The organism is Baekduia sp., assembly GCF_035685985.1.
Taxonomy (GTDB): Bacteria; Actinomycetota; Thermoleophilia; order Solirubrobacterales; family Solirubrobacteraceae; genus Baekduia.
Genome location: NZ_DASRZV010000017.1, coordinates 44,482 through 59,909, shown reverse-complemented (window position 1 = coordinate 59,909; position 15,428 = coordinate 44,482). Strand labels below are relative to the sequence as shown.

Here is a 15,428-nt window from a genome sequence, read left to right as displayed (position 1 = left end):
GGCGCCGCGCCGACGTGGGCCTAGCAGGCCACGCCGGCGCGGATCCAGCCGCGGGCGCCCGCGTCGGTCCGGACGCGCAGCCAGCCGCGCGTCCCGGCCAGCACGGCCAGCGGCTCGCCCGCGGTCACGGTCCCGGCGGCGCGGCCGCCGCGGGTCGCGCTCAGCGTCGCGCGGCGCCGACAGGCGTGGACGACCAGCCGCCCGCGCGTCCGGCCCACCCCGCCCGCCGCCGCGCGGACCGACCCGCGCGCGTCGGGCACGCGGCAGAAGATCGCGACCTCCGCCGTCCGGGCGCGCCCGCCCGCGGCGAAGACGATCCGGGCCGTCGTGCTCGCGCCGACGACCGTCGTCGCGTCGAACCCGTGCGAGCCGGTGCCGCCCGGCACGGGAACGAGCCCCGCAACCCGCATCCCGGCCGGGCAGCTCAGCGTCGCCGAAGCGGCGGGCAGCCGCACGCGTCGGGTGACCAGCGCGGTGCGCGGCGGCAGCGGCGCGCCCTTGGCCAGGTGGCCGCCGGGCAGCGCGACGCCGGTGAGCGCGATCGGCGCCGGGTCGCCGGTCCGGAAGACGTGGGCGTCCAGCGCGTAGGCCCCGCCCGCCGCCAGCACGGCGGCCGTGCCGAGCGCCGCGGTCTTGACCGCGACCGGCTTGGACGCGCCGAGCACCGCCCCGCCGAGCACGCCGCCGCCGAGCAGCAGGGGCAGCGGGACGAGCACGCCGAGCGCGCGGCGCCCGCTCTTCAGCCCGGTCCGGAACGCGCGGCAGTCCGCGCAGGTCGCGGCGTGGCGCAGCGCGCCCATCGGCGCGCGGCGCTTGTCGTCATGGGCGCGCAGGAGCGCGAAGCGGACGTCCTCGCAGCGGGCGTCGCGGGCCGCCTCCGCGCGCGTCAGCGCCTCCCGCGCGCGGTAGACGAGGCTCTTGCTCGCGCCCGCGGTGATCCCCAGCTCGGCGGCGACCTGCTCGTGGGTGAGGCCGTCGATCTCGCGGCGCACGAGCGCGTGGCGTTGGGACTCGGGCAGCGCGGCGAGGTCGGCGAGCGTCGCGCCGAGCCGGTCGCGGCGCTCGAGCCGGTCGTGCGCGGTGTCGTCGGCGCCGCCGGTCGCGGGCTCCTCACCGGGCTGCAGGAGGTGCAGCGGGACCGAGTCGGTCCGCACCCGCGCCAGCTCGTCCAGGCAGCAGTTGCGGACGAGGCGGTAGAGGTAGGGCCGGACCTCGATGTGGCGGTCGTCGCGACGCAGCGCGTGGTGGGCGCGCAGCAGCGACTCCTGGACGACGTCGTCGACGATCGCCGGCCGGGCGCGCAGGATGTGGCGGGCGTAGCGGCGCAGCGGCGGCTCGTGGCGCGCGCAGAGCGCGGCGAACGCGTCCGGGTCGCCGGCGCGCAGCGCGGCGACCAGCTCGGTGTCGCTCATCCGGTCCAGCGGACGCATCGTCGGATGGGCGCTCATCGGTGACGCCCGCAGACCGAGGTTCCGCGCAGCCAGCCGCGGGTGCCGAAGCTCGCCACGACGCGCCACCAGGTGCCGTGCGGGCCCTTGCCGACGACGCGGATCCGGTCGCCGCGGTGCAGGATGCCGACCATCGCGCCACCCGGCGTCTCGTAGAGGGTCGCCTGCTGGACGCAGACCGTCGCGGTGACCGCCCGGGCGGCCTGGGCCACCCCGGCCGTCGTCGCGGCGACGGCCAGGGCCCCGCACGTCAGCGCGATCCCGAGCACGACGCGAGCCCGGCGACGAAGGCCGGGCTCGCGGATCGCGATGGACGTGGTCGACAACGAAGTCCTACTTCTTGTGCTTCTTCTTGTTGGCCTTGGCCTTCGCCACCTTGGCCTTCCAGCTCTTGACCGTCCGGGCGAACGACTCCTTGGTCAGGCGCACGCTCGCCTGCGCGGTCGGCGTGGTCTCGCGCGAGACGAGCGTCTCGCGCTGGTCGATCCGGCCGTAGCGGCCGTTGGGCGCGCTGGCGTCGGTCATCAGCGGCTGGTAGGTGCCGTCCTGCAGCACGACGATCGTGTGCGAGTCCGGGATCGGCCCGTGGCCGACCGCCACCTGCCCCGGCTGCCCGTTGGAGAGCTGCTCGTAGCGCGTGCCCGCGAAGCCCGCGATCGTCTGCGGCCCGATCGGCTGCAGCGTGACCATGATGGGGTACTTGGCCGTGCCGCCCATGACCCCCGTCTCGGCCAGCACGCGGTTGTAGGGCGCCGGGAGGCCGGGGCCCGGGACCGAGTCGTTGCCGCTGAAGTGCAGGACGCGCGGGTCGCCGTTGACCGGCTTGTACTGCAGCCAGGTCGTCCCGCCGGCGTCGTGCAGCCGGCCGCCCAGCAGCTCGCCGGTCCGGGCGTCGGTGGTCTGCTCGCGCCAGCGGTCGGCGCTGACCCAGTACTCGATGCGGTGGTTCCATGCCGACGGCGCGCCGGTCAGCACGCTGGAGACCACGCCGTGCTCGACCATCCCGGGCGGGATGCCCGCGTCGTAGGAGGACGGCGTCGGGGCCGCCGCGGCGACGGCCGGGACGCCGAGGACGGCCGCGACCACCGCCGCGGCCGCCCTGCGTCGGAAGGGGTTGTGCGATGCGCTCATGCTGCGTATGACCGGAGGGCGCGCGCGAGGTGACGGCCTTCCGGAGACGAGAGTGTCCTCCACCGCCCGGCGTGGGCGGCCGGCCGCTCATCCCGTCACCGCCGGCGGACGCGGGGCGCGCCGCACCACGACGGTCGCCTTCGCCTCGTTGTCGCTCAGCCGCGTCTCCGACGTCGACGTCACCACCGCCACGCGGTTGGGGCTCGGGCCGAGCTTGCGCGGCGCGGTCGTCACCGCGGTCAGGACCACGCGCCGGCCGGCCGCCAGCGAGCTCAGATGGCAGCGGACGGGCCGGACCGCCCGGCAGCTGCCGCGCGTGACGTGGATGCGCACCGGCTTGCGGACCGTCAGCCCGATCTCGGTGCCGACGACGTCATAGGCCGTGTCGGGCCCGCGGTTGGTCACGACGATCCGGTACACGATCCGCTGCCCCGGCCGCGCGACGCGGGGCGAGACCGACTTGGTGATGTGCAGGTCGGCCCGCGGGCGGCTCGCGGCCGCCTGGCCCTGGACGCCGCCTCCCGGGGTCGGCGTCTCGGGCTGCGGGTTCGCCGGCTCGGGCCCGCGCGCGAAGCGGTTGATGAACGTGCAGTCGACGGCCGGGTGGTCGCTGGTCAGCGTCACCCGCGCGCGGCCCTGCGCCGCCCCCACCGGACGGCCGTCGCAGACCACGGACTCCAGCGTCCACGCGCCGCCGACCGTCGTCGGGCCGGTCTCGACGATGTCGTAGGTGCCCAGCGGCAGGGCCGAGGTGTCGTCGCCGGTCGCCCGGACCGGGACGCCGGGCTGGGTCGTCGTCGCCGTGAGCGCGTAGCTCGCCGCCGCGACGCGCGAGAGCGGCGCGATCACGAACCCGGCGCGGCCCGTCCCGCCGTCGGTGCGTTTGCGGACGACGATCGAGCCCGCCGGCGTGAAGCGGTTGGTGAACACGCACGCCGCGCCCGCGCCCGGCGCGATGTCGACGGCCGCGGCCTCCTCGCGCAGGCGCGGCTGGATCCCGTCGCATTCGACGGCGTCCAGGGACCAGCGCCCGGCCGCGGTCTCGGCCGGCAGGTCCTCGGCCACCGTGTAGTGGCCGGGCTGCAGCGTGAGCGGATCGGCCACGGCGGCCACGCCCTGGTCGTCGGTCGTCGTCAGCGACAGCGAGCGGGCCTCGGGGCCGCTGACGCCGAAGCCGAACGTCCCGGTCGCGCCGAACGTCCGCTTGGCGATCACCAGCGCGGCCGGCGGCGGGGGCGCGATCGCGTTGGTGTAGGTGCAGGTCACGGTGTCCCCGGCGGCCAGGGCGACCGACGCCGCGCCGGTCGCCACGTCGGTCGTCGTCGCGCTCGCGCCGGTCGCCGAGGCGCAGGTCAGGTTCGTGCGCGCGTAGCCGGGCAGGTCGTCCTCGGTGAACGACCACGTCTGGCCGCCGGCGCGGTAGAACGTCTCCGACCCCGCCTGGCCCGGTCCCGCGGTCAGCGAGAACGTGTGGTCGGACGTGTAGGAGATGTTCCCCCGGTAGGTGAAGGTCTGCGGCGCGCTGCCCGCGGGGACGTCGAGGTCCTTCCGGACGACGATCGTCCCGCTCGTCGGCGGCGGCGTGACGTAGTAGGCGTAGCAGAACACGTGACGAGCGCCGGCCGGGTACGAGACGTACTCGACGTTGTCGCCGTTGAGCGAGTCCAGCGCGCAGCGCAGCGCGCCGAACCCGAAGGCCCCGGGGTACTGGAGGTCGAGCACGGGATCCCCCGGCAGGCCGCCCTCCGCCCACAGCGTGTTCGGCGTCGCCGCGAGCACCGCCTGCTGGGCGGTGAGCGCGACGGTCACCGCGCCGGCGATCGTCGTGCCGGTCGGGTCGCCGTTGCGGTCGAGCAGCGGCACGGAGTCCTTGGTCACGATCGTGGGGGTGTCGAACGGCCCGGTGACCTTCGACAGCGAGCCCCACGGCCCGACGTCGGCGCGCGTCAGGTAGCCGTTGCCGAGCTTGAACGACCAGCCCGGCAGCGGCCGGCAGTTGGGGTTCTGCTGGTTCTCGATCTCCGGCGAGACGGCCACGCCGCCCGTGTAGGCGCTGTCGACGCCGAGATCCTCCAGGCTCTCCTGGATGTCGTTGCGCGCGCGGTTGGCCGCGATGTCGGTGTAGGCCGGGCATTGGCGCGCGACGAACGTCACCAGACGCTCGGGCGTGCTCTGAGCGCGGGCCAGAGCCGGGACCGACAGAGCACCGCAGACCGCGATGACCAGGACGCGAAGCGGACGCACGGCGAGCCTTCTTCCTGTTCGACCGCACGATCCTACGTAGCTCAGGAAATCGGATCGAACAACGGATGTCAGTGACCGGACGCTACGAGCGGTAACATCGTGATCACCGCCCGCGCGCCGCGCACCGCCTCGGCCGCCGTCGCGACGACCTCCGCACCGCGCCCGGCCAACGGCCGCGCATGATCGATCGCGCGGTCCCAGACGACGACCGCCAGACCCTGATCCAGCATCCGATGGGCCATCGCCGTTCCCATCAAGCCCGTGCCCAACACGGCGACCGACCGGTCCGATCCACCCATGACGACCTCCTCGTCAGCTCGCTCCCGGCGTCCTCGCGACCATGGTTCCCCATCGCCGGCACACGCAGACGCGACCGATGCCCGAACGGCGTGGACGCCGGCACGCCGGCGTGCGACGATCGGGCCCTCACGATGACCGAGCCCAACGCGCCCAGCACCGGTCCGGCCGACCCCGAGGAGCTCGAGGCCGCGGGCACCGCGGTCCCCTCGGCGATCTCGCCGGCCACGACCATGGGCCCCGTGCACCTCACGGTGGCCGACCTCGACCGCTCGCTGGCCTACTACCGCGACGCGATCGGCCTGACGGCACTGGAGCGGGGCGCCGGACGCGCCACGCTCGGCGTCGGCGACCGGGAGCTGCTGAGGCTCGTCGAGCATCCGGCGGCGCGGCCCGCGCCCGGCCACACCGGCCTCTACCACTTCGCGCTGTTGGTCCCCGAGCGCCGGGACCTCGCCACCTGGCTGGCCCACGCCGCCCGCGACCGAGTGCCGCTCGTCGGGCTCTCCGACCACTTCGTCAGCGAGGCGCTCTACCTCAGCGACCCCGACGCCCACGGCATCGAGATCTACTGGGACCGACCGCGCGCGACCTGGGAGGGCCAGGTCGCCGCCCGGATGACGACGCTGCCGCTCGACGTCGACGACCTGATCGGCGAACTCGCCGACCCCAACGCCACGCCCTTCGACGGCCTGCCCACGGGGACGACGATGGGCCACGTCCACCTCAAGGTCGCCGACGTCGGCACCACCGTCGCCTTCTACCAGGAGGCCCTCGGCTTCGGCCTGATGGCCGCCCTCGGTGCCCAGGCCGCCTTCCTCGGCGCCGGCGGCTACCACCATCACATCGGCGCCAACACCTGGGAGAGCCCAGGCGCCTCGCCACCCCCCGCCGACGCCGCCGCCCTACGCCAGGTCACGATCACCCTGCCCGACGACGCCGAGCGCACCCGCGTCCTCCAGCGCCTCGACGCCCACGGCCACCTGCCGACCGTCGAGGGCGCCGACGTGGTGGTGGTCGACCCATCGGGCACCCGACTCGCGCTGACGGTCGCGGCCTGACGGGCAGGTCGAGGCTCGGCGCGGCGCTGGGGGGGGTGCGGGGTCTCACGAGCGAGGAGATCGCGTCATGTCGAGACCACGATCGAGCCGCGCCCTCTCGTCGACCGAGGGACGCCATGTCCGCTCCGCCCGACCGATACGAGTCCGAGTCGTCGACGACGAAGCTGATGACCAGGCAGCAGGTCGCCGAGCCGCTGGAGGTCGACCAAGCTAGGTCAATGCCGAGACACGCGCCGGCCCCGTCCACCACGACCGCTTCTCCGTCGCCCGAGGTCAGGTCAAGCGCAAGCTTGGCGAGAAGCGCCGCGCGGGCGAGTCGACCGGGCTGACGAGGACGCGGCGCCGAAGCCGACCACGCTCCAGGGCTACACCATCATGTTGTTCTTCGCGGGCCGCTCGCTCCAGCGCGTCGACGAGGATGGTCGGTCGGCGAGTCATCGGTGTCAGCCAGACAGCGGGCGACGAACGGCAGGCCCAGCCCTGTGACCACCACGCGCAGATGACCTCACCGAACCGCCGTCGTACGACGTCAGACGTCCGCGCTCGGCGCCCACGGCCACGAGGTCCGGGCCGAGGCAAGCCTGGACGACGCCGGCTCCCGCCGCCTGAGCTCCGTCGCCGACGTTCAGCGCCCGGGTCGACGGGCGAAGCCGTCGGGCACGAGGACGTCCTCCGGCACGACGTCGTCGATCCGCTCGCGGCCGAGCCCGACGAGCGTCTCGTCGATGCCGGCACGGAGGATCTCGAGGACGTTGGCGACGCCGGCCTCGCCGTTGGCGGCCAGGCCCCACAGCGCGGCGCGGCCGACCATCACGGCGCGGGCGCCCAAGGCAATGGCCTTGACGACGTCGCTGCCTCGGCGGACCCCGCCGTCCAGCAGGACCTCGAGCCGGCCGTCGACCGCCTCGACCACCGCGGGCAGCAGCCGGATCGACGCCGGCGTGGTGTCGAGGTTGTTGCCGCCGTGGTTGGACACCGAGATGGCGTCGGCGCCGATCTCGACGGCCCGCCGGGCGTCGTCGGGATGGCCGACGCCCTTGAGCATCAACGTGCCGTCCCACTGCTCGCGCAGCCACGCGAGGTCGTCCCAGCTCGGCTTGGGCGTGAACATCCACTCGCCGTAGGCGCCGAAGAACGTCGGCGCCGCGCCGCCCGGCGGCGCCATGTTCGGCGCGCCGAGGTCGGGCGGGCCTCCGGCGCGAGCGAACGACGCGAGCCAGCGCGGCCGGACGATCACCTCGGGCGCCAGCTTGGCCATCGCCTTGAGGTCGAGCTTCTCCGGGATCGCCGGGCTGCCCCAGTCGCGCCGGTGCGCGAACGACCAGTCGAGCGTCACGATGATGCCCACCGCGCCCGCCCCGCGCGCGCGGTCGAGGATCTGCGCGATGCGCTCCCGCGAGCCCATCCAGTAGACCTGGAAGAACGTCCTGGGGTTGGCGGCCACGACGTCCTCGATCGCCTTGGAGGCGAAGGAGCTCAGCCCCAGCGCCGTGCCGGCCCCGGCGGCGGCGCGCGCCACGGCGACCTCGCCCTCGGGATGGACGGCCTGGACCCCGGTCGGGGAGATCAGCACCGGGAACGCCAGCTCCTGGCCGAGGACGGTCCGTCCCAGCGCGCGCCGCTCGGGGAGGTCGACGCCGATCCGCGGGATGAAGCCGAGCTCGCGGAACGCGCCGAGGTTGTCGTCCACGGTCGCCCCGCTCTCGGCCCCGGCGATCAACGCGCCGTACACGGAGCGCGGCAGCCGCTTCTTCGCGCGGCGCTGCGCTTCGGCGACCGACTCGAACCACTCCTTGGTGCTCGCCATCGCTCAGCTCCTCGCCAGGCCCGCGACCGGGCTCTCGTCGCACGGGCGCGGCCGCGGCGTACGACGCGAGTGGTCCTGGGTCGGCTTGGGCGGCGCGGCCGCGCCGTCGCGCGCCGCGAGCGCCGCCTCGCCGTGCCCCAGCACGCACTCGGGATCGGGCCCGTCGAGGGGCAGCCCGGTGAAGAACTTGGCCGCCATGCAGCCGCCGCGACACTTGTCGAAGAACGTGCAGCTCGCGCACGCGCCGGCGGACTGCGGGCGGCGCAGCTCGGTGAAGAGCTCGCTCCCGCGCCAGACGCCGGCGAAGCCGCCGGGCTCGCGGACGTTGCCCGCGAGGAACTCGTCGTGGATCGCGAACGGACAGGCGTACACGTCGCCGATCGGGTCGATCAGGCAGACCACGCGCCCGGCGCCGCAGAGGTTCAACCCCGGAAGCCCGTCGCCGAACGGCGCCAGGTGGAAGAACGAGTCGCCGGTCAGGACCTCGTCGGGCCGCCGCGCCAGCCAGTCGTACAGCTCGCGCTGCTGACGCGCCGTCGGGTGCAGCTCGTCCCAGACGTCCGCCCCGCGGCCCGACGGGCGCAGGCGCGTGATCCGCAGCTGCGCGCCGTAGCGCTGGGCGATGGCCTCGAAGTCGTCGAGCTGCCCGGCGTTCTGGCGCGTGACGACGACCGACAGCTTGAAGCCGGCCATCCCCGCGGCGTGGAGGTTCTCCATCGCCTTGATCGCGGTCGCGTACGAGCCGATGCCGCGCACCGCGTCGTTGACGGCCGCCGTCGCGCCGTCGAGCGAGATCTGCACGTCGACGTAGTCCGACGCGGCCAGCCACGCCGCGCGCTCAGGCGTGATGCGGCTGCCGTTGGTGGAGAACTTGACGCCGACGCGATGCGCGGTCGCGTACTCGACCAGCTCCCAGAAGTCCTTGCGCACCGTCGGCTCGCCGCCGCCGATGTTGACGTAGAACACCTGCATCGCCTCGAGCTCGTCGATGACCGCCTTGGCCTCGGCGGTCGTCAGCTCGCGCGGGTCGCGCCGGCCCGAGCTGGACAGGCAATGGGTGCACGCCAGGTTGCACGCGTACGTGAGCTCCCACGTCAGGCAGATCGGAGCGTCCAACCCCTCCATGAACCGATCGACGAGCTTCATGCCGCCTCCCCTTCCCTGTGAACGATCATCCCGGTGTCGGCCAGCGTGCCGAGCGCCGCGTGGATCTGCGCCCGGCGTGCCGCGGGCACCCCGACGGCGTCGCACGCGGCCGACGCGCTCGGGTGCTGCCCCAGCTGCTCGACGACCGCGACCAACATGGGGTGCTTGAGGAACGACAGCCGCCGCGTTCCGAAGTGATAGGCCAATGCCCCGAAGGACTCGGCCCGCAGGGCCACGCGCGGGTCCATCGCCCACGCGCGGCTTTCATCAAAGACGTCAAGCATGAGCGAAGGCTCAGTAGACGCCGCACATGCCGTCGATCGAGACGTCCTCGACGAGCAGCTCCTCCTCGACGAACGGCACCTCCGCCTCGTCGTGCGTGCCGACGGGCTCGTCGTCCTGGACAGGGGCGATCGCCGCGCTGGGCTCAGCCACGATCTCTCTCCTTTGGAATAGTGGGTCCGACGCTTCCCGCCAACTATTATCGCATCCAGTGCCACAAGGCAAACCAGAGACCCGAGGACGTCCACCGTCGACCACCGCCGAGGAGGTCGGCAAGGTGGCGCTGCGCCTGTTCGAGGAGCGCGGCTTCGACGAGACGACGATGGACGACATCGCCAAGGAGCTCGGCGTCGGCCGCCGCACGCTCTTCCGGTACTACGCCTCCAAGAACGACATGGTCTGGGGCAACTTCGACTGGGTGCTCGGCCGCCTGCGCTCGGAGCTCTCGGCGACCGGAGCCCGCACCCCGCTGATGACCGCGCTGCGCGAGGCCGTCGTGGTGTCCAACACCTATCCCGCCGACGCCCTGCCCGACCTGCGCAGCCGGATGGCGCTGATCACGACGGTGCCCGCCCTGCAGGCCCACTCGGTGCTGCGCTACGCCGAGTGGCGCGCCGTCGTCGCCGAGTTCGTCGCCCGCCGCCTGCGCCGCGACGTGGACAACCTCGAGGTCGGCGCGCTGGCCTACGCGGCGCTCGCCGCCTCCATCTCGGCGTTCTCGCACTGGGTCGCGCACCCGGAGAAGGACCTGCTGATCCTGCTCGACCGGAGCTACCGCATGCTCGAGGCCGGCTACGACCGCAGCGCCCTGCGTCGCCTGACACGCGATATTTGACACCCGGTGTTATATTCGTCCGATCGTGGAGGAGCGAGGGGACACGACGTTGGGCGACCTGACCTCGCCGCGGGCGGGCGCACGATCCTTGGCGGTGCTCGTCGTGCCCGTCGGCGCGACCGAGCAGCATGGCCCGCACCTCCCCGTCGGCACCGACACCAACATCGCGCGGGCGATCGCGGTGCGGGCGGCCGAGCGCCGGAGCGACGTCCTCGTCGCCCCGGCGATCGCCTACGGCTCCAGCGGCGAGCACCAGTCCTTCCCCGGGACGCTGTCGATCGGCGCCGAGGTGACCGAGCAGCTGCTCGTGGAGCTCGGGCGATCGGCCACCGCGACGTGGTCGCGCGTCCTGCTGCTCTGCGCGCACGGCGGCAACGCGGCCCCGGTGCGGCGCGCGGTGACGCGCCTGCGGCGCGAAGGGCGCGACGTCCGCGACTGGTGGCCGTGCTACCCCGACGGCGACCTGCACGCGGGCGACACCGAGACCTCGCTGATGCTCGCGCTCGACCCCGCCACCGTCGACGCCGACCACGTGGCGACGGCGGTCGGGCCCACGGCCTCGCTGGCGCAGCTGATCTCGCCGATGCAACGCGGCGGCGTCGCGGCCGTCAGCGTCAACGGCGTGCTCGGCGACGCGCGACAGGCCGAAGCCAGCAAGGGCACCAACATGCTCGAGGCCGCGGTCGCCGACCTGGTGGACACCCTCGACGCGTGGGCGGGCGGCGCCGGTCCCACGTGATCGCGCGCCGCGTCAGCCTCGTGATCGGGGGCGCCCGCGGCATCGGCGCCGCCACGGCGGTCGCGCTCGCGGCCCGCGGCGACGCCGTCGTCGTCGCCGACCGGGCCGCCGACGATCCACGCCTGCCCTACGCGCTGGCCGGGCCGGCCGACCTCGACGCCGCGGTCGCCGGCGCGCGCGCCGCGCACGCGACGCCGGAGCTGGTGACCGGGGTCGCGGTCGACGCCACCGACGAGGACGCCCTGCGCGCGGTCGTCGCGGCGACGGAGGCGGAACATGGTGGACTCGACGCCGTCGTCGTCACGGCCGGCGCGGTCGCCGGCGGCGTGCCGCTGTGGGAGATGCCGCGCGACGAGCTCGACGCGGTGCTCGACGTCGACCTGCGCGCGGCGGTGGCCGCCGCGCGCGCGGGCATCCCCGCGCTGCTGCGCCGCGCCCCTCCCCGCAGCGGGCGCTTCGTCGTCGTGGCCTCGGCGGCCGCCTCGCGCGGCCTGCCCATGCTCGCCGCCTACTGCGCGGCCAAGGCCGGCGTGGTCGGCCTCGTTCGCGCCCTCGGCGCCGAGCTGCGCGGCAGCGGCGTCACCGCCAACGCGGTCAGCCCCGGCTCGACGGACACCGCGATCCTGGCCGAGAGCGCCAGGTTGTACGACTTGCGGTCCGCCACGGACTTCGCCGCCCAGCAGCCGCTGGAGCGGCTCATCGACCCGCGCGAGGTCGCCGCCGTCCTCGCCTTCCTGGCCGGCCCCGAGTCGGCGGCGGTGACCGGCAGCGACTACGCGGTCGACGGCGGCCTCTCGATCTGAGGGGCCGCATGGCCGCCGACCCGCCAGCCGCCCTCCGCGTTCGCGTCGCCGCGGGGGTGCTCGTGCGCGACGACGGCCGTCTGCTCGTCGGCGGCGTGCCACTGCGCCTCGTGCGGCTCAGCCCGCGCGGCGGCGAGCTGGCCCGCGCGTGGCGCTCCGGTGCGCCGGTGGGCGGCGCCGGGGGCCTGGCCCGGCGGCTGCTCGACGCGGGGATCCTCGACGCCTGCCCCGACCCCGCCGACGCGGCGACGTCGTCGGACGTCGCCGTGGTCATCCCCGTGCGCGATCGCGCCGACCGGCTGGCCCGCTGCCTGGCCGCGCTGCGCGCGAGCGTCCCGGCGATCCCGGTCACCGTCGTCGACGACGGCTCCGCCGACGGCGGCGGCGCCGTCGCGGCCGTCGCCGCGGCGCACGGCGCGGCGATCGTGCGCCACGCGGTCAGCCGCGGCCCGGCGGCCGCGCGCAACACGGGGCTCGGCGCGACCCGGACGCCGCTGGTCGCGTTCGTGGACTCGGACGTCGTCGTCGACGCCGACGACCGCTGGCTGCGCGTGCTCGCCGCCCACTTCCGCGACCCGCGCATCGGCGCGGTCGCGCCGCGCGTGCGGGCGCTGGACGAGACGTCCAGCGGCCTGCTGGCCGGCTACGAGCGCCGGCACGCGAGCCTCGACATGGGCGCGGTCGGGGGGCTCGTCGCGCCGGGACGGCCGTTGTCCTACGTCCCGGCCACGACGCTGATCGTGCGGCGCGCCGCGATGCCCGCCGGCGGCTTCGCCGAGGCGCTGCACCTCGGCGAGGACGTCGACCTGTGCTGGCGGATGGACGACGCCGGGGTCCTGGTGCGCTACGAGCCCGCGGTCTCGGTGCGTCACGACCACCGCGTCACGCCGGTCGCGTTCGCCACCCGCCGTCTCGCCTACGCCGGCTCGATCGGCCCGCTGGCCCAGCGCCACCCGCGCGCCCTCCCCGCGCTGCGCGCGGACCCGGCGATGGCGGCGGCGGTCGGCCTGCTCGCCGCGCGCCGCCCGGTCGGCGCGGCAACGGCCGCCGCCGTCGCGCTCGCGCGCGTGACCCGCTGGGTCGCCGGCGCGTCCGACCGCCCCGTGCCGCTCGCCGCCGAGCTGACCGGGCGCGGCCTGCTCGGCACCGCGCACGGCTTCGGCCACGCGCTGCGGCGCGTGTGGTCCCCGCTGCTGCTCGTGCCCGGCCCGCACCGACGCGCCGGATGGCCGCTGCTCGCCGCCGCCTACGCGCTGCGGCTCACGCGGCCCGGCGCCCCACGTCGGCCGGCCGACGTCGCGATGACGGTCGTCGACGACCTCCTCGCCACGGCCGGCACGTGGCACGGCGCGTTGCGGGCGCGGACCGCCACGCCGCTGCTGCCCGCGATCGCCCGTCCGTCGATCAGGCGGCGACCGGCTCGGCGGGAGCGACCGTCTCGCGAGGTACGTCGCCCTAGCCGAACAGCTGCTTGGCGACGGCCATCGCCGACATGGCCTTGGGCCAGCCGGCGTAGAAGGCCAGGTGGGTGATGGCCTCGATCAGCTCGTCTTCGGTGGCGCCGTTGTCCTTGGCGAGGCCGAGGTGGTAGGTCAGCTGCTCGGTGCTGCCGCTGGTGACCAGGCTGGCGACGGTGAGCAGGCTGCGCTCCTTGGGCGTGAGCTGGTCGCGGGGCCAGACCTCGCCGAACAGGACGTCGTCGGTGAGGTGCACGAAGGTCGGCGCGAAGTCGCCGAAGGCCTTCTGCGCGCCGGAGGGCTGGGAGTCGTCTGCCATGTTGTCGTCCTTGGTGTCTAGGTGGTGGATCGGTCGCCGGCGTCGGCCGGTTCGGCGGCGTCGGTCGCTGCCCAGCTGCCGAGCAGTTGAAGGGCCTCGGCGTCGCGGCCGGCGGGCTCGGCGGTGTAGGTGAAGATCGTCAGACCGCTGTCGGCGGCGAGGTCCATGCGTTCGAAGTTCAGGGCGAGGTCGCCGACGACGGGGTGGTGGAAGCGCTTGACGCCGTTGACGTGGAAGCGGACGTTGTGTGAGGCCCAATGCGTCCGGAACAGGTCGCTCTGGGTCGACAGCTCACCGACGAGATCGGAGAGCTGGCGGTCGTACGGGTCGCGACCGGCTGCTGAGCGCAGGACGGCGACGACGTCGCGCGCGGCGCGTTCCCAATCGACGTAGAAGTCTCGGGCGCGCGGGTCGAGGAACACGAAGCGAGCCGTGTTGACCGGTCGCGCGGGGCCGTGGAACATCTCGGAGTACAGCGCGAAGCCGAGCTGGTTTCCGCCGAGGATGTCCAAGCGGTCGTTGCGGACGAAGGCCGCGGCGCCGGTCATCGTGTCGAGGATCTGCTGAACCTCCGGACGCACGGCCTGCCGTTGCGGGCGGCGGCGCGGCGCGGCGGTGCCGAAGGGTTGCGCGGCGCGCGCGAGGTCGAAGAGGTGCGCTCGCTCGGCGTCGTCGAGGTTCAGCGCGCGGACCAAGGCCATCAACACGCCCTCGGACGCGCCGCTGAGGTCGCCTCGCTCGAGCCGCGTGTAGTACGGGACGCTGACCCCGGCCAGAACGGCGACCTCTTCGCGACGCAGACCCGGCACGCGGCGCGGGCCGTGGTCAGGCAGCCCGGCCTCGGCCGGCTTGATCCGCGCCCGGCGCGAGGTCAGGAACTCGCGGATCTCGTTCCTGGTGTCCATGACCGATCAGGCTAGAGCCGCCGCCGGGCTTCCGAGAGACCCTGTTGTTAACCCCTTGACAGGGTCTCGCAGCCCGGACGGATCGGTGCTTTCGTGTAGGCCATGAAAGCCACCGTCACGTTCTCCGCCGGTGACGTCGAGTTCTGCCACGAGGGCCTCAACGCTGCCTGCGTGCACGTCGGGGCGTCTCACAGGGCGGTGCGCGCCAACATCGAGGAGCTGCTGCCCGACGTCCTCGAGGGCCGCATCGGGCCCGGCCGCGTCGTCGGTCGCACCGTCGGCCTCGACGGCGTCCCGGACGGCCGCCGCGCGATGGCCGACCGCCAGCCCGTCAAGGTCATGGTCAAGCCGTGACCGCATCCGGCTGGACGCACGGGGAGCTTGACGCCATCGGCGGCGCCGACGAGCTGCGCATCGCGCCGCTGGACGCCGATGGCGCGCCGCGCCGCGCTGTCCCGATCTGGGTCGTGCGCGTCGGCGACGACCTCTACGTGCGCTCCTACCGAGGCACCGACGGAGCCTGGTACCGGGCCGCGCGCAAGCGCCGCGCCGGCCGGGTGCAGGCCGGCGGCGTCAGCAAGGACGTCACGTTCCGGGACGCCGCGCCCGACGTGACGCAGGACATCGATGCCGCCTACCGCGACAAGTACGCCCGCTTTGCCGGCTACTTGCCGCCGATGCTCACCGACCAGGCACGGGCAACGACGCTGCGCCTCGTCCCGACCGACCGATGACGCCGACCGCCGACAAGCCACGCCGCGCGGTGCTGGCGGTCATCCTGGCCGGCTACCTCACCTTCTTCGACGCTGCCGGGCCAGACCTGGCCGGCCGCGTCTCCGCCGCGCTCAGCGGCGCCACCGTTCTTCTGGCTCTCGCCCTCGCGGTCACGCTCCTCACCGCGCTCCCGGCCCGACGCCGCGCACCCGCACCGGCCCGGACCTAGAACAAGAACAA

The 15,428-nt window shown here is 74.5% G+C and carries 18 protein-coding genes and 1 pseudogene; 8 read left to right on the top strand and 11 right to left on the bottom strand.

Annotation, left to right across the window (positions count from 1 at the left end):
* Positions 1-20: 20 nt before the first annotated feature.
* From VFG42_RS09305 to VFG42_RS09285, 5 genes are all read right to left on the bottom strand, one after another.
* Positions 21-1,448 carry a sigma-70 family RNA polymerase sigma factor gene (locus tag VFG42_RS09305; RefSeq protein ID WP_324907599.1) on the bottom strand — a complete coding sequence of 476 codons (1,428 nt, stop codon included), beginning with the start codon at positions 1,446-1,448 and terminating at the stop codon, positions 21-23.
* Entirely contained in the window at positions 1,445-1,774 is a 330-nt protein-coding gene (locus VFG42_RS09300; protein ID WP_324907597.1) for a hypothetical protein, read from the bottom strand. The genes VFG42_RS09305 and VFG42_RS09300 overlap by 4 nt, the downstream gene beginning before the upstream one ends.
* A 7-nt stretch (positions 1,775-1,781) precedes the next feature.
* A complete protein-coding gene (locus VFG42_RS09295; protein WP_324907595.1) occupies positions 1,782-2,579 on the bottom strand; it encodes a hypothetical protein in 798 nt (265 codons plus the stop codon).
* Positions 2,580-2,666: 87 nt separating this feature from the next.
* Positions 2,667-4,823, bottom strand: a complete 2,157-nt coding sequence (locus tag VFG42_RS09290; protein ID WP_324907593.1) for a DUF11 domain-containing protein — start codon at positions 4,821-4,823, stop codon at positions 2,667-2,669.
* A 68-nt stretch (positions 4,824-4,891) separates the two neighbouring features.
* Complete coding sequence (locus VFG42_RS09285) at positions 4,892-5,122, bottom strand: NAD(P)-binding domain-containing protein (RefSeq protein ID WP_324907591.1); 231 nt, start codon at positions 5,120-5,122, stop codon at positions 4,892-4,894.
* A gap of 132 nt (positions 5,123-5,254) precedes the next feature.
* Between VFG42_RS09285 and VFG42_RS09280 the strand changes: the two genes are divergently transcribed.
* Positions 5,255-6,181 (top strand): VOC family protein, encoded by a 927-nt coding sequence (locus VFG42_RS09280; protein WP_324907589.1) that lies wholly within the window; start codon positions 5,255-5,257, stop codon positions 6,179-6,181.
* 625 nt (positions 6,182-6,806) lie between these two features.
* Here VFG42_RS09280 and mftD read toward each other — a convergent pair.
* The 4 genes from mftD to mftA are packed head-to-tail and all read right to left on the bottom strand — an operon-like array spanning position 6,807 to position 9,548.
* The gene (mftD, locus tag VFG42_RS09275; RefSeq protein ID WP_324907587.1) at positions 6,807-7,988 is read right to left on the bottom strand and encodes a pre-mycofactocin synthase MftD; all 1,182 of its coding nucleotides are present in this window, start codon (positions 7,986-7,988) and stop codon (positions 6,807-6,809) included.
* 3 nt (positions 7,989-7,991) lie between these two features.
* Positions 7,992-9,134, bottom strand: a complete 1,143-nt coding sequence (gene mftC / locus VFG42_RS09270; RefSeq protein WP_324907585.1) for a mycofactocin radical SAM maturase — start codon at positions 9,132-9,134, stop codon at positions 7,992-7,994.
* Positions 9,131-9,418 (bottom strand): mycofactocin biosynthesis chaperone MftB, encoded by a 288-nt coding sequence (gene mftB, locus VFG42_RS09265; RefSeq protein WP_324907583.1) that lies wholly within the window; start codon positions 9,416-9,418, stop codon positions 9,131-9,133. The genes mftC and mftB overlap by 4 nt, the downstream gene beginning before the upstream one ends.
* Before the next feature lie 10 nt (positions 9,419-9,428).
* The gene (gene mftA, locus VFG42_RS09260) at positions 9,429-9,548 is read right to left on the bottom strand and encodes a mycofactocin precursor MftA (protein ID WP_414642359.1); all 120 of its coding nucleotides are present in this window, start codon (positions 9,546-9,548) and stop codon (positions 9,429-9,431) included.
* A 79-nt stretch (positions 9,549-9,627) separates the two neighbouring features.
* On the opposite strand from mftA, the gene mftR reads away from it, so the two are divergent.
* From mftR to mftF, 4 genes are read left to right on the top strand one after another with little or no spacing between them, the layout of a single operon-like run.
* Positions 9,628-10,251 (top strand): mycofactocin system transcriptional regulator, encoded by a 624-nt coding sequence (gene mftR / locus VFG42_RS09255; RefSeq protein ID WP_349260404.1) that lies wholly within the window; start codon positions 9,628-9,630, stop codon positions 10,249-10,251.
* A 25-nt stretch (positions 10,252-10,276) separates the two neighbouring features.
* A complete protein-coding gene (gene mftE, locus VFG42_RS09250; RefSeq protein WP_324907577.1) occupies positions 10,277-10,990 on the top strand; it encodes a mycofactocin biosynthesis peptidyl-dipeptidase MftE in 714 nt (237 codons plus the stop codon).
* On the top strand, positions 10,987-11,793 hold the full coding sequence (locus tag VFG42_RS09245; RefSeq protein ID WP_324907575.1) for a mycofactocin-coupled SDR family oxidoreductase: 807 nt from the start codon (positions 10,987-10,989) through the stop codon (positions 11,791-11,793). Before mftE ends, VFG42_RS09245 begins: the two co-directional genes overlap by 4 nt.
* Positions 11,794-11,801: 8 nt before the next feature.
* Positions 11,802-13,325 carry a mycofactocin biosynthesis glycosyltransferase MftF gene (mftF, locus tag VFG42_RS09240; protein WP_324907573.1) on the top strand — a complete coding sequence of 508 codons (1,524 nt, stop codon included), beginning with the start codon at positions 11,802-11,804 and terminating at the stop codon, positions 13,323-13,325.
* On the opposite strand, the gene VFG42_RS09235 is transcribed toward mftF, so the two are convergent.
* Both VFG42_RS09235 and VFG42_RS09230 read right to left on the bottom strand, forming a co-directional pair.
* Positions 13,249-13,569, bottom strand: a complete 321-nt coding sequence (locus tag VFG42_RS09235; protein WP_324907571.1) for a carboxymuconolactone decarboxylase family protein — start codon at positions 13,567-13,569, stop codon at positions 13,249-13,251. The two genes, mftF and VFG42_RS09235, sit on opposite strands and share 77 nt — an antisense overlap.
* Before the next feature lie 17 nt (positions 13,570-13,586).
* Positions 13,587-14,474, bottom strand: a complete 888-nt coding sequence (locus VFG42_RS09230; protein ID WP_324907569.1) for a helix-turn-helix transcriptional regulator — start codon at positions 14,472-14,474, stop codon at positions 13,587-13,589.
* Positions 14,475-14,675: 201 nt separating this feature from the next.
* Here VFG42_RS09230 and VFG42_RS27425 point away from each other — a divergent pair.
* The 3 genes and pseudogenes from VFG42_RS27425 to VFG42_RS09215 form a co-directional block, all read left to right on the top strand.
* Positions 14,676-14,828: pseudogene (locus tag VFG42_RS27425) on the top strand (IMP dehydrogenase); the annotation flags it as partial.
* The gene (locus VFG42_RS09220; RefSeq protein WP_324907565.1) at positions 14,825-15,208 is read left to right on the top strand and encodes a DUF2255 family protein; all 384 of its coding nucleotides are present in this window, start codon (positions 14,825-14,827) and stop codon (positions 15,206-15,208) included. The pseudogene VFG42_RS27425 and the gene VFG42_RS09220, both read left to right, overlap by 4 nt.
* Positions 15,205-15,417 (top strand): hypothetical protein, encoded by a 213-nt coding sequence (locus VFG42_RS09215; protein ID WP_324907563.1) that lies wholly within the window; start codon positions 15,205-15,207, stop codon positions 15,415-15,417. The genes VFG42_RS09220 and VFG42_RS09215 overlap by 4 nt, the downstream gene beginning before the upstream one ends.
* Positions 15,418-15,428: the final 11 nt, after the last annotated feature.